The organism is Zongyangia hominis, from assembly GCF_014385095.1.
Taxonomy (GTDB): Bacteria; Bacillota; Clostridia; order Oscillospirales; family Ruminococcaceae; genus Zongyangia; species Zongyangia hominis.
Window position 1 is genome coordinate 703,795 of record NZ_JACRTC010000001.1, and the last position, 13,006, is coordinate 716,800.

The 13,006-nt window shown below is 58.1% G+C and carries 12 protein-coding genes and 1 other annotated feature; of the genes, 6 read left to right on the forward strand and 6 right to left on the reverse strand.

What is annotated here, in order from left to right; all coding sequences use genetic code 11:
• Positions 1-26 precede the first annotated feature (26 nt).
• Both H8709_RS03170 and H8709_RS03175 read right to left on the reverse strand, forming a co-directional pair.
• Complete coding sequence (locus H8709_RS03170; protein ID WP_262396912.1) at positions 27-1,196, reverse strand: NAD(P)/FAD-dependent oxidoreductase; 1,170 nt, start codon at positions 1,194-1,196, stop codon at positions 27-29.
• A gap of 197 nt (positions 1,197-1,393) precedes the next feature.
• Positions 1,394-2,161 (reverse strand): polysaccharide deacetylase family protein, encoded by a 768-nt coding sequence (locus tag H8709_RS03175; RefSeq protein ID WP_262396913.1) that lies wholly within the window; start codon positions 2,159-2,161, stop codon positions 1,394-1,396.
• Positions 2,162-2,367: 206 nt separating this feature from the next.
• Here H8709_RS03175 and H8709_RS03180 point away from each other — a divergent pair, with 206 nt between their 5' ends.
• The gene (locus H8709_RS03180) at positions 2,368-3,699 is read left to right on the forward strand and encodes an MATE family efflux transporter (RefSeq protein ID WP_262396914.1); all 1,332 of its coding nucleotides are present in this window, start codon (positions 2,368-2,370) and stop codon (positions 3,697-3,699) included.
• A 39-nt stretch (positions 3,700-3,738) separates the two neighbouring features.
• On the opposite strand, the gene H8709_RS03185 is transcribed toward H8709_RS03180, so the two are convergent.
• Positions 3,739-4,614 (reverse strand): YitT family protein, encoded by an 876-nt coding sequence (locus tag H8709_RS03185; RefSeq protein ID WP_262396915.1) that lies wholly within the window; start codon positions 4,612-4,614, stop codon positions 3,739-3,741.
• Between the two features lie 203 nt (positions 4,615-4,817).
• Positions 4,818-5,076: a binding site (T-box leader), on the forward strand.
• Positions 5,077-5,176: 100 nt separating this feature from the next.
• Between H8709_RS03185 and cimA the strand changes: the two genes are divergently transcribed.
• From cimA to leuB, 4 genes are all read left to right on the forward strand, one after another.
• Complete coding sequence (gene cimA, locus H8709_RS03190; protein ID WP_262396916.1) at positions 5,177-6,751, forward strand: citramalate synthase; 1,575 nt, start codon at positions 5,177-5,179, stop codon at positions 6,749-6,751.
• Between the two features lie 66 nt (positions 6,752-6,817).
• Positions 6,818-8,107 (forward strand): 3-isopropylmalate dehydratase large subunit, encoded by a 1,290-nt coding sequence (gene leuC, locus H8709_RS03195; RefSeq protein WP_262396917.1) that lies wholly within the window; start codon positions 6,818-6,820, stop codon positions 8,105-8,107.
• Positions 8,104-8,613 carry a 3-isopropylmalate dehydratase small subunit gene (gene leuD / locus H8709_RS03200; protein WP_262396918.1) on the forward strand — a complete coding sequence of 170 codons (510 nt, stop codon included), beginning with the start codon at positions 8,104-8,106 and terminating at the stop codon, positions 8,611-8,613. Before leuC ends, leuD begins: the two co-directional genes overlap by 4 nt.
• Positions 8,610-9,680 carry a 3-isopropylmalate dehydrogenase gene (gene leuB / locus H8709_RS03205; RefSeq protein WP_262396919.1) on the forward strand — a complete coding sequence of 357 codons (1,071 nt, stop codon included), beginning with the start codon at positions 8,610-8,612 and terminating at the stop codon, positions 9,678-9,680. Before leuD ends, leuB begins: the two co-directional genes overlap by 4 nt.
• 198 nt (positions 9,681-9,878) lie before the next feature.
• On the opposite strand, the gene H8709_RS03210 is transcribed toward leuB, so the two are convergent.
• On the reverse strand, positions 9,879-10,358 hold the full coding sequence (locus H8709_RS03210) for a hypothetical protein (RefSeq protein WP_262396920.1): 480 nt from the start codon (positions 10,356-10,358) through the stop codon (positions 9,879-9,881).
• 274 nt (positions 10,359-10,632) lie between these two features.
• Here H8709_RS03210 and H8709_RS03215 point away from each other — a divergent pair, with 274 nt between their 5' ends.
• Positions 10,633-11,136, forward strand: a complete 504-nt coding sequence (locus H8709_RS03215; RefSeq protein WP_262396921.1) for a hypothetical protein — start codon at positions 10,633-10,635, stop codon at positions 11,134-11,136.
• A gap of 61 nt (positions 11,137-11,197) precedes the next feature.
• On the opposite strand, the gene atpC is transcribed toward H8709_RS03215, so the two are convergent.
• Together atpC and atpD are read right to left on the reverse strand one after the other, a co-directional pair.
• A complete protein-coding gene (gene atpC / locus H8709_RS03220) occupies positions 11,198-11,599 on the reverse strand; it encodes an ATP synthase F1 subunit epsilon (protein ID WP_262396922.1) in 402 nt (133 codons plus the stop codon).
• A gap of 3 nt (positions 11,600-11,602) precedes the next feature.
• Positions 11,603-13,000, reverse strand: a complete 1,398-nt coding sequence (gene atpD, locus H8709_RS03225) for a F0F1 ATP synthase subunit beta (RefSeq protein WP_262396923.1) — start codon at positions 12,998-13,000, stop codon at positions 11,603-11,605.
• Between the last annotated feature and the right edge of the window lie 6 nt (positions 13,001-13,006).

Sequence of the window (13,006 nt, forward strand, 5' to 3'; positions counted from 1 at the left end):
GCTTTCTTAGATCGCGTAGATGGCTCTTAGGGGACGAGCTGGAAGAGATCCTCGCCGTCGGGGACTTCATCGCCCCGCTCGATAATGCCGGCCCAGGTGTTACCGGCGCGGATATTGCCGATCAGCAGCATACCGACGAGCCGTTTTTCCCTGACGACGGCCCTCTGATAGCTGCCGTTCTTCTCTCTCGTCAGCACGTGTCCGTCCTCCATCGGGTCCATTTCCCCGATGGAGAGGGCCATCCTTCCAAAATAATGAAGGCCGTTGCGGCTGGGGGCCGCATTTTGATAGAAAGCGCTTCCCCCCGCCATATTGATTCCCGCTATTTTACCTTGTTCCACAGCGCAAAGCCAGGTACCGGTGAGTCCCGTCACATCCCCCGCTGCGAAGATATGGGGGTCGGAGGTGCACAAACGCGCGTCCACCCTGACGCCCCGGTCGATCTCCACCGCGCCCTCAGCGAAGGCGCAGTTGGGGCGCACACCGGCGGCCACCACAACCAGATCGCAGGGGATTTCCCTGCCGTCGCCAAGGGCGATGCCCACAGCGTTTTTCTCCTCGTCCATGAGGCACTTCTCTACCCGGGCCCCCAGGATAAAGGAGGCACCATGATCTTCAAACGCCTTTTGGAAAAGGGAGGCCCCATAGGCGTCGAGCTGCAAGGGGATGATACGTCCGGCCATTTCCACTACCGTTACCTGCCGCTTTTGGTGCAAAAGCGCCTCTGCGGCATCCATTCCCACCAGCCCTGAGCCGATAATCACCACCTGGGAGCCCTCTGCGGTCTGGGACAAAATTCGGTCCGCATCCGCCATATCCCGGAAGCCGCAAACCCGCCCCGCCTGGCGCAGATTCTCCACCGGCGGGATGGCGGGGTAAGCGCCGGACGCAATCAGCAGCTGATCATAACACTCCTGTGTCCCATCCGAGAGGAGGATCCTCCTCTCGGATGGCCGAATTTCCATCACTTTTGTATCCTTACGCCAGCGGATATCGTTATTTTCAAAGAATCCGGGCTCAACAAAGTTGATCTGCGCCGCCGTTTTTTCTCCCGAAAGATACTGCACCAGACGGTTGCGGGCGTGGACCTGCTCTTCTGGACAGATAACAAGAATTTCGTCCTTTTCCTTTTGGCCACGAATGGTTTTGGCTGCCGTCAGCCCCGCCGGCCCCGCGCCGATAATAATATGTTTCATCCTCTTTCCTCCTCGCCCTATTAGGCAAATCCTGCTACTTTCATGGTACGCTTTTTTCCTAAAAATATACGAAAGGGCCTTGGAAGAAAACGCTCGTTCCTCATAATGGATGTGAGATTGTCTCGGTCGTGAAAAGGCCGGCGGCTCTCTAGCGGTGCCTCATTCTAGGGATGGATGGTATCAAACATGGGCGGGAATCAGGCGGCTTTGTGCTGGCGGCCTTCGTGATCGAGAGTGTAGGGCTGCGGATAGATGAGATCGCTTACTTTGACAAACGTATAGCCCTCGCCCGAGAGCTTCTGCAAAATCTGCGGCAGGGCCGTAGGGGTATCGGGAGCGCCGCTGTGGAAAAGGACGATGGAACCGTTTCGCACCTTCCCCGTCACCCGTTCCACGATTTTGTCGGCGCCCGGCTTCTTCCAGTCGATGGAATCCACATCCCATTGGATACATTCGAGGCCCTTATTACGCACCGCCCGGACTGCTTCGCTATTGTAGGACCCCGATGGTACGCGGAACAGGGTGGGACGGACACCGGCCACCCGCTCAATTTTGGAGCAGGAATTGTCGATCTCCTGTGACCTTTTCTCTTCGGAAATTTTGGCCATGTCCGCGTGGGTGTCCGAGTGGCTCATGACTTCATGCCCGCTTTGCACCAGCTTTTTCACCGATTCTGGATAGGCGTCGCACCACTGGCCCACCACAAAAAAGGTGCATTGGGCGTTATATTTCTTGAGAATTCCTAAAAGGGTATCAATGTCCTTGTCGTCCCAGGCGCAGTTGAAGGTGAGGGCCACCTTTTTGTCCAGCGTGTCCACGCTGTAAATGGGGATATCCTTGTTCGTCTGGGCCACTCCCACCACCCGGGAGGCTCCATAGGCAATACAGATGGCTATGGCGATTCCCAACAAAATTACACATCCTGTGAGCATCATCTTTTTCTTCGTCACTACCGTAAAATTCAAAGCACTCGCATCCTTTCCATGGTGGCAACTTCATGCTGTTTTTAATATATGAAGGCGGCACTTAGAAAAAGACGGCGGTGGGCAAAGCTAGATGATCCGCATTGCTTTCCATCCAGAATTTATCCGTGTTCTTTTCCTACTCTTGCATTTTTTTACAAAAAGGTGCATAGTAAGAGCTGAGAAAAAAGAAGTTTTGAGGGTGAAGTATGTTTTCCAATCGAGATCTCCGCAAATTAATTATTCCGCTAATGATCGAGCAGATTCTGGCAGTTACCATCGGAATGGCGGATACCGTCATGGTGGCAAGCGTGGGAGAGGCCGCCGTTTCCGGCATTTCGCTGGTCGATTCCATCAATATCCTGCTCATCAATGTCTTCTCGGCACTCGCCACCGGCGGGGCTGTGGTTACCTCCCAGTATTTGGGCCGCCGGGACGAAAAAAATGCCCGCACCGCGGGCAAACAACTCATCTACACGGTGGGCGCACTCTCCATTGTCATTATGATTCTCTGTCTGGCCGCCCATACTCCCATTCTGCGCATGGCCTTCGGCCACATTGATTCCGACGTTATGAATAACGCCCAAACCTATTTCTTTCTTTCCGCCCTGTCATACCCCTTTATCGCCATCTATAACGCGGGGGCGGCGCTCTTCCGCTCCATGGGCAATTCCCGAGTCTCCATGTTCGCCTCTCTCATCATGAATGTAGTCAACATCTCCGGCAACGCTATCCTGATCTTTCAATTTCACATGGGTGTGGCGGGCGCCGGTATCGCGTCATTAGTCTCCCGTATCCTCGCCTGCCTCTTTATCATGATCTTGCTCCACCGCCCCCTCCTCCCCATCCATGTGGAAGAGCTGTGGAGGTTTGACCTTAAACCTAAGATGATTAAAAACATTTTGCAAATCGGCGTTCCCAACGGCTTGGAAAACGGCATGTTCCAGATCGGCAAGATTCTGGTGCAGAGCCTCATCGCCACCTTCGGCACCGCCGCCATCGCGGCCAATGCCGTGGCCAGCACGGTGGCTAACGTGGCCATTCTGCCCGGCGCGGCCATCGGGCTCGCCATGATCACTGTGGTGGGCCAGTGCGTGGGCGCCGGGGACTACGATCAAGCACAAAAATACACCGTCAAGTTGACCAAGCTCGCCTATCTGTGCATGGCAGTGCTCAATCTGGCCTGCCTACTGCTGACGCCTTTTCTGGTTGGCTTCTTCCATCTCTCCGACGAGGCCACCCGCAGCGGTATCCAAATTCTCATGTACCACAGTCTCTGTGCTATCTTCCTCTGGACCGCCTCCTTCACCCTGCCCAACGGGCTGCGGGCGGCGGGGGATGTCAAGTACACTATGACCATGTCCATCATCTCCATGTGGGTCTTCCGCATCGCCTTCAGCTACTTACTGGCAGATTTCTTCCACATGGGCGTCCTGGGTGTTTGGATCGCCATGACCATCGACTGGGCCTTCCGGGTCATCGTCTTTGTGGGTCGCTTTGTCCGAGGAAAATGGAAAAACATCAAGATGCTGCAAAATTAAAGAAGGGCCGCTTAAAAGCGGCCCTTCTTTTTTGCTCCTTTAATCGAGATGCTTAAATCCCCGGCCCAGCACGTCGCCCGCCTCGCAGCCGACGATGAAAGCGCCCTCGTCCACCTGCATGGTGATCTTCCTCACCTTATAAAACTGGGACTTGCTCACCACACAGAAGATGATATTCTTCTGGGAGTGACGGTAACCGCCCTCCCCCTTGAGGACCGTGACGCCCCGGCCCAGATCCTCCATAATCCGCTGTTCGATGGCGCTGCTCTTGTCGGAGATGATGAAGAGTAAGCGGTTGGTGTTCATGCCGTAAATCATCCGGTCCATCACAAGGCCGGAGAGATAGATACAGATGCCCGCAAAGATGGCGGAATCGATGTTTCCAAAGACGAAGATGGAGGCCACCACAATGACGAGGTTCGCCCCGGTGAGGAGCTTGCCCATGGAAAACTGGGGAAACCGCTTTTGAATCAGAGCCCCAATGATGGCGGTGCCGCCGGTGGTGGAGTTTCCCATATAGACAAGAGCATTGCCGATGCCCATGAGTACGCCGCCGAAAAGGCTCGCCAATAGCGGCGCCAAAGCGGAGGTGGAGGGATACTGGGGCATCCAGATGACCAAAAGGTCGGTGCAGACGCTGAGCATGACGGTGGAAATGGTAGTGCGGATGGTAAACTGCCGGGAGATGTGCCGCCAGGCCAGGATGAGCAGCGGGATATTGATGGCGAAGGTCATCACGCCGATGGGAAGGCCCCAGACAAAGTTAATCATGGTGGCAAGGCCCGTCACGCCGCCCGGCGCGATGTGGTAGGGCTTGGTAAAGATGTGGACCCCCATGGCGTAACAATAGGAGCCGAGCAGATTGATGATGAAAAAGCGGGCGAATTCCTGCCATTTTCTTTTCGTTAAATCCATTGGGCAATCCTCCTCATCGTTTTCTTCAGTATACCTGGTGTGCTCCCAATTCACAAACTATTTTTTCACCAAATTGTCCGGTTGATTTTGGTAAGATTGTCCCAAGGCCTTCCTCGACGGCAAGGGGAATTGCCTTCTTTGACGGAAAGTGGGGCAAACACCTTGACAAGTAAAGCGTTTTGGCCTATTATTTTAGCAATAATAGAAAAGCGACGACGGGGAAGGCTGACTGACAGACGCTTGCAGAGAGCTGCCGGGTGGTGAAAGGCAGCAGCTTCACAGATGAGCGATCACCCCTGAGCTGCGGGCTGAACCCCTTCCATCGAGGTCAAGTAGGCTGCGCCGGTCCCTGACCGTTATGTCAGGCTGCATTATTGTTTTGATGCGGTAGAGTGGGCATCCCTATGATCGGGGATGTCAATAAGAGTGGTACCACGGAAGTTTCGCGCCTTCGTCTCTTGGAGACGAAGGCGTTTTGTCATTGTATCCGGGCCGCCGGATGCCGCCGTCCGAGCGGCGGGAAGCCGGGAGAGAAGACAAGAACGAAAGGAGTGTAGGCTCTGTGAAGAAGATCGAGATATTTGATTCCACCCTCCGGGACGGGGCCCAGGGAGAAGGCATTTCCTTTTCGGTGGAGGACAAACTGAATATCGCCCGGGCGCTGGACCAATTGGGCGTCGACTACATCGAGGCCGGTAACCCCGGCTCCAATCCCAAGGACATGGAGTTTTTTGAGCGGTCCAAGCGCCAGGGGTTCCGCTACGCGCGCCTGGTGGCCTTCGGCTCCACCCGGCGGTGCGGCATAAAGGTGGAGGAGGACAAAAACGTCCGCGCGCTTGTAAGCGCCGGGACCTCCACCGTGGCTATCTTCGGCAAGTGCTGGGATATGCATGTCACCGACATCCTCAAGACCTCACTGGAAGAAAACATTGGGATGATCGAGGAGACCCTCTCCTATTTTAAAGCCCACGGCAAGGAGGTCATCTTCGACGCCGAGCACTTCTTCGACGGCTACAAGCACAACCCCGCCTACGCCATGCAGGCGCTGGAGGCCGCCGTCCGGGCGGGGGCGGACTGCCTCACCCTCTGCGACACCAACGGCGGCTGCTTCCCCGTCGAAATCTATGAGATCACCCAGACCGTCTGCGCCCGCTTTCCCCAAAAGGTGGGCATCCACTGCCACAACGACATGGGCTGCGCGGTGGCGGGCTCCCTGATGGCGGTCAAAGCGGGGGCCTCCCACGTGCAGGGGACCTACATCGGCTTTGGGGAGCGGTGCGGCAACACCAATCTTTCCAGCCTCATCCCCTCCCTCCAGCTCAAGGTCGGATACCGGTGCATCCCCGAGGAAAATGTCCGCCTGCTCACCAAAACCGCCAACTACATCGCCGAAATCGCCAACCTCACCGTAGACCACGGCATGCCCTATGTGGGCAAAAGCGCCTTCGCCCACAAGGGGGGGATGCACGTGGACGGCGTCAACAAAAATTCCGCCTCCTTCGAGCATATTGCCCCCGAAAGGGTGGGCAACAAGCGCAACATTCTCCTTTCCGAGGTGGCGGGACGGGGGGCCGTCATCAAAAAGCTGAGCCACCTCGACCGCACCATCACCAAGGATTCCCCGGCGGCCCAGGAGATCGTGGACCTGCTCAAAACCATGGAGTACGAGGGCTATGAGTTTGAATCCGCCTCCGCCTCCTTGGAGCTTCTAGTCCTCAAGCGGAGAGGCAAATTCACCCCCTTTTTCCACATCGAACACTTCAAGATCATCGGAGAGCGGGAGCAGGAAATGAGCGCCCCCTCCTCGGCCATGGTGAAGATCAAGGTGGGGGACCGGTATGAGATCACCGCCGACGAGGGGAACGGCCCGGTCCACGCCCTGGATAAGGCCATGAGAAAGGCGCTGGAGGTCTTCTACCCCGCCCTCTCCCACATGCGCCTAATTGACTACAAGGTCCGGGTCATGGAGACCCACCAGGCCACTGCCGCCAAGGTCCGGGTCCTCATCGAGTCCACTGACGGCCAGAATGTGTGGAGCACGGTGGGCGTCTCCACCGACGTCATCAACGCCAGCGCCACTGCCTTAACCGACTCCATCGAATATAAGCTCTACCGGGACGCAAACCCCGACCGGTAAACCCATCCACCCAGCGGTTGGCCTGTGCGCCCGCCGTGGATTTCCATACAGAAAGGAAGGAAAACTATGCCAATGACAATGACCCAGAAAATCCTGGCCGCCCATGCCGGCAAGGACCATGTCCAGCCGGGCGAGCTCATCAGCGCCCAGCTCGATATGGTTCTCGGCAACGACATCACCTCCCCGGTGGCCATCAACGAATTTGAAAAGCACGGCTTTTCCGAGGTCTTCGACCAGCATAAAATTTCCCTGGTCATGGACCATTTTACTCCCAACAAGGACATCAAAGCGGCGACCCTCGCAAAACAGTGCCGGGAATTTGCGGCGAAGATGGGCATTGTCAACTACTTTGATGTAGGCGACATGGGCATCGAGCACGCCCTTTTGCCCGAAAAGGGCCTGGTGGCTCCCGGCGAGCTCATCATCGGCGCCGACTCCCACACCTGCACCTACGGCGCCCTGGGCGCCTTCTCCACCGGTGTGGGCTCCACCGACATGGCCGCCGGTATGGCCCAGGGCGTGGCCTGGTTTAAGGTCCCCTCGGCCATCAAATTCAATCTGACCGGCTCCCTCGCCGGGTGGGCCAGCGGCAAGGACGTCATCCTGCACATCATCGGCATGATCGGCGTGGACGGGGCCCTCTACCGCTCCATGGAATTTTCCGGGCCGGGGCTTGCCTCCCTGTCCATGGACGACCGACTCTGCATGGCCAACATGGCCATCGAGGCGGGGGCCAAAAACGGCATCTTCGCCGTGGATGAAGTGACATATCAGTATGTAAACGGCCGGGTCAACCGCGATTACACCGTCTATGAGGCCGACCCGGACGCCGCATACGAAAAGGTCTACGACATTGATCTCAGCGCCATCGAACCCACCGTGGCCTTCCCCCACCTACCCGAAAACACCAAGACCGTGTCGGAGATTTCTTCGCCGGTTCCCATCGACCAGGTGGTCATCGGCTCGTGCACCAACGGCCGTCTCAGCGATCTCGTCACCGCGGCCAAGGTGCTGCAAGGACACAAGGTCCATCAAAACGTGCGGGCCATCATCATTCCCGCCACCCAGCAGATTTATCTGGACGCCCTGCGCATGGGCCTCATCGAGACCTTTATTGAATCGGGCTGTGTGGTCTCCACCCCCACCTGCGGGCCCTGCCTCGGCGGCCACATGGGAATTCTGGCCAAGGGAGAGCGGGCGGTGGCCACCACCAACCGCAACTTTGTCGGGCGGATGGGCCACCCGGAATCGGAAGTTTACTTAGCGAGCCCCGCCGTGGCGGCGGCCAGCGCCCTGGCCGGCTGCATCGCGGCCCCCGATGGGCAGTATTGCGGAAAAGGAGGAAATGCACAATGAACGCACAGGGAAAAGTTTGGAAATACGGCGACAATGTAGACACGGACGTGATTATACCGGCCCGGCACCTCAATTCGGCCGACCATCAGGAGCTTGCCTCCCACTGTATGGAGGACATCGACGCTTCCTTCGCGCAGAATGTCCGACCCGGGGACATCATGGTGGCGGGCTATAACTTCGGCTGCGGCTCCTCTAGGGAGCACGCCCCCATCGCCATCAAGGCAAGCGGCGTCTCCTGTGTCATTGCCCGCTCCTTTGCCCGCATTTTCTACCGCAATTCCATCAACATCGGCCTGGCCATCCTGGAATGTGCGGAGGCCTGCGACCATATTGAGGCGGGCGACGAGGTCCGCGTGGATTTCGACACCGGCGTCATCGAGAATCTGACGAAATCGGAGCGCTATACCGCCCAGCCCTTCCCCCCATTTATTCAGGGCATCATCCGTCTGGGCGGGCTGCTCCCCTTCCTCAAAGACCAGTCTTCCGAAGGAGGGGCCAACGCATGAATAAACAGATCGCACTCATCCGGGGCGACGGCATCGGCCCGGAAATTGTGGCCGAGGCCGTCAAGGTCCTCGACCGTGTGGCCGAGCGGTTCGGCCACACCTTCTCCTACACCGAGGTGCTGGCCGGCGGCTGCGCCATCGACGCCACCGGGCATCCCCTCCCCCAGGACTCCATCGAGAAATGCAAGATGAGCGACAGCGTCCTCCTGGGCGCGGTGGGCGGCCCAAAATGGGACCAACTCGACGGCAGCCTCCGCCCGGAAAAGGCGCTCCTCGGCATCCGCAGCGCTTTGGGGCTCTTTTCCAACATCCGTCCCGCCCGGCTCTTCGCCCCCCTCGCCCACGCCTGCCCGCTGCGCCCGGACATCGTGGCCGGCGGACTCGATCTGGTCATTGTGCGGGAGCTCATCGGCGGGGTCTACTTCGGCGAGCGGGACACGGTGCTGAAAAATGGCGAAAAGTACGCCTACGACACCATGGGCTATGCGGAACATGAAATCGAGCGCATCGGCCGGGTAGCCTTCGAGATGGCCAGAAAGCGCCGCAAAAAGGTGACCAGCGTGGACAAGGCCAACGTGCTCGATTCCTCCCGTCTCTGGCGGGAAGTCATGCACCGGCTGCGGGAAGAATATCCCGACGTGGAATACAGCGACATGCTGGTGGATAACACCGCCATGCAGCTGGTGCGCAATCCCGGCCAGTTCGACGTCATCGTCACCGAAAACATGTTCGGCGACATCCTCTCCGACGAAGCCAGCATGATCACCGGCTCCATCGGGATGATTCCTTCGTCCAGCTTGGGGGAAGGGACCCGGGGCATGTACGAGCCCATCCACGGCTCCGCCCCCGACATCGTCGGGAAGGACATCGCCAACCCTGTGGCCACCATCCTATCGGCGGCCATGATGCTGCGCTACTCCTTCAATCTGCCCGAGGAGAGCGACGCTGTGGAAAGCGCCGTCTCCCAAGTCCTGGAAGAAGGCTACCGGACGGCGGACATCATGAGCGAGGGTTGCACCCTCCTCTCCTGCTCCGAGATGGGGGAACGCATCGCGGCGCTTGTATAACATAACCAAAAGAGCCGCCGGAACATTCCGGCGGCTCTTTTTGATTGGTTTAAGTGGAAAACTGACATGCAGGACACGCGCCCTTTCGGCGCTTGGATCACGCGCGTCAACAGTATCGGCGCACGCCTCCTTCTGGGAGCGGCAGGGGCCTAGCGGCGAACAGCTCCGATATTTTCCCGCGCCATCCCGCAAACGCCTTTAGCGGGCAAATCCAGGCGTCTTTTCCCGGGCAAAGAGCGCCAGCAGGAAGGGCCAGAACGCGAAGCAGAACATGGGCACCATGACGGCCCCCGAGAGCTGAGCGATCAGAATGGCGGGCTGGACATTGCCCAACAGGATGCCGCCAAAGACATACTGGGAGACGACCATGCCAGCCCGGGTGAGCCCCGAGCCCAGGAGCATTTGCTGGGCCACCAGCATCAAGGCGTGCAAGCCGGTGACGATGCCCGCGGAAAAGACGGCCTCCCGCTGGGTCATCCCCTTCATGAAAAAGACGCCGGCCAGGATGGTAAGGGCCAGGTCGAGGAGGGTGAGAAGGACGTCGTAGACGATGAGCGTCCCCGAAAACGCCCAGTTTTGCATGAGCAGGATGAGAAACTTGGATGCGGCGGCAAGGAGTATCCCGGTGCCAAACGAGAGGGCCGGTATCCTCCAAAGTTTGCTAGCTCTGATCTTCATATGTAATTTTCCCCCATTTGCCGCCATCCAAATGCGGCGGCTCCTTTTACCGCCTCCTCTATCTGGATGCGGTTTTTCCTTATTATACCTCTCTTTTCTTTTTCTGCAAAGTCCCGCCCGGGCAAAAAAACCGCAAAGCGCCGCCAAAAGTTCGTGTTGAAAGTCCCTCAAACGCATAAAAATGCGGGAGCTGTCCATGCTAACCTTGTTACAAATCTCTTGAAAAAGCGGGTCCTCTGGCGGGCCTACATCGACTAAACGAGGAGATGACTGCATGGAAAAAAAGCGCAGCTGGTTGCGTCCGGTATTTACCATCGTCGTATTTTCCCTGCTCGGCGCCTTTCTTATCTATCTGATCTATGACATGCTGTTTGTACCAAAGATTGCGTTTTCTGAGCCCAACGTGCTGGAAAATTACGCTTATGATACCCCCTATTATGTGGGGAACGTGGTGAACAAAGAGGGATTTTTATCGCCCACGGTGGAAAAGGTCCGCTTTTACAGCGGCACCAGACTTTTAACTTCCCAGGACATCTCGCTCTATCTCTACAAAGACGCCACCGAACCCACCCTTACCAGCGACCCGGCCGTCTTCGGCGGCCAGCTTATCAGCGCTGAGTCAGAGAAGCTTCCCTCCACCCCCTTCCAGCTGATCTATCTCATTCACGTGACGCCGGACAATGAGTGGGCTCTGCGCTCGGTCCATATGCAGATTACCTTTTCCTATTTCGGCATCATCCAGAAGGACCAGCATTACACCATCTCTCTTCTCTCCTAAGTCTCGGCCATCCAAACGAAAAAAGGGAAAGTCCCCCTGGGACTTTCCCTTTTCTTTTTTCTTAACGCTTGGCTGAGACTTTTAAGCGGTTGATGGCCCGGCTGAGTTTTGCTTCCGCCAAACTCAGTTCCCTGGCGCTCAGCTTTTCTTTGAGCCTTTGTTCGGCCAGTTCCCGGGCCTTCTTGGCCCGCTCCTCGTCGATTTCGTCGGCCCATTCGCAGGTGGTGCAGATGATCTGGGTTTCTTTCCCGTCGGTGCTGACAAAGCCGCCGCTGACGGCCGCCGAGCGGAAGGCGCCGTCCCGCTTGACCCGCAGCTCCCCCACGGCAATGGGCGCCATATAGCTGATGTGGCCCGCCAGGATGCCCACGTCGCCGCTGACGGTGCGCACCACGATTTCCTCGCTGTCGCCGTCAAATTTGAGCCCGTCGGGCGTCACGATCTGAAGGTGGAAGGCTGCCATCCCTTATTCCCCCTTCTTCGCTTTCTCCACCGCTTCATCGATGGTTCCCACAAACAGGAAAGCGGATTCGGGAAGGTCGTCGTGCTTGCCCTCCAAAATTTCTTTGAAGCCGCGGACCGTCTCCTTGACGGGGACATATTTGCCCTGCATGCCGGTGAACTGCTCGGCCACCGAAAAGGGCTGGGAGAGGAAGCGCTGGATTTTTCTCGCGCGGGATACGGTGAGCTTATCCTCCTCAGACAGCTCGTCCATGCCCAGGATGGCGATGATGTCCTGCAGCTCCTGGTAGCGCTGCAAGGTGGACTGGACCGCGCGGGCCACCGCGTAGTGCTCCTTGCCCACCACGTCGGGGGAAAGGATGCGGGAGTTCGATTCCAGCGGGTCCACCGCTGGATAGATGCCTAAGGACGCGATGTTCCTCGAAAGCACCGTGGTGGCGTCCAGATGGGCGAAGGTGGTGGCTGGGGCCGGGTCGGTCAGGTCGTCGGCCGGCACATAAACCGCCTGAACCGAGGTGATGGACCCGTTCTTGGTGGAGGTGATCCTCTCCTGCAAAGCGCCCATCTCGGTGGCCAGGGTGGGCTGGTAGCCCACGGCGGAGGGCATCCGTCCCAAGAGGGCGGAAACCTCGCTCCCCGCCTGGGTGAAGCGGAAAATATTGTCGATAAAGAGGAGCACGTCCTGCTTTTGCACGTCTCTGAAGTATTCGGCCATGGTCAGCCCCGACAGGGCCACCCGCATTCTGGCCCCCGGCGGCTCGTTCATCTGTCCGTAGACCAGCGCCGTCTTGTTGATGACGCCGGACTCCTTCATCTCCAGATAGAGGTCGTTGCCCTCGCGGGTGCGCTCCCCCACGCCGGAGAAGACGGAGATACCGCCGTGCTCCTTGGCGATGTTGTTAATGAGCTCCATGATGAGCACCGTCTTGCCGACGCCGGCGCCCCCGAATAGCCCGATCTTGCCGCCCTTGAGGTAGGGGGCGATCAAATCCACCACCTTGATGCCGGTTTCCAGCATCTCACTGGCGGTCTGCTGTTCCTCAAAAGCCGGCGCCTTGCGGTGGATGGGCCACCGCTCTTTGGTCTGGGGGGCGGGCTCATTGTCCACCGGCTCCCCCAGGAGGTTAAAAATTCTGCCCAGGGTCTCGTTGCCCACGGGGATGGTGATGGGGCCGCCGGTATCCAGTGCCTTGGTGCCCCGTACCAAGCCGTCGGTGGAGCTCATGGCGATGCAGCGCACCACATCGTCGCCGATGTGCTGGGCCACCTCCGCCGTCAGCGTCTTCCCTCCCAGCTCGATTTCGATGGCGTTTAGGAGATTGGGCAGCTGGTGCGGCGCAAACTTGATGTCGAGCACCGGGCCGATCACCTGCACCACGGTTCCGATTGTTCTTTCACTCATGGGGGT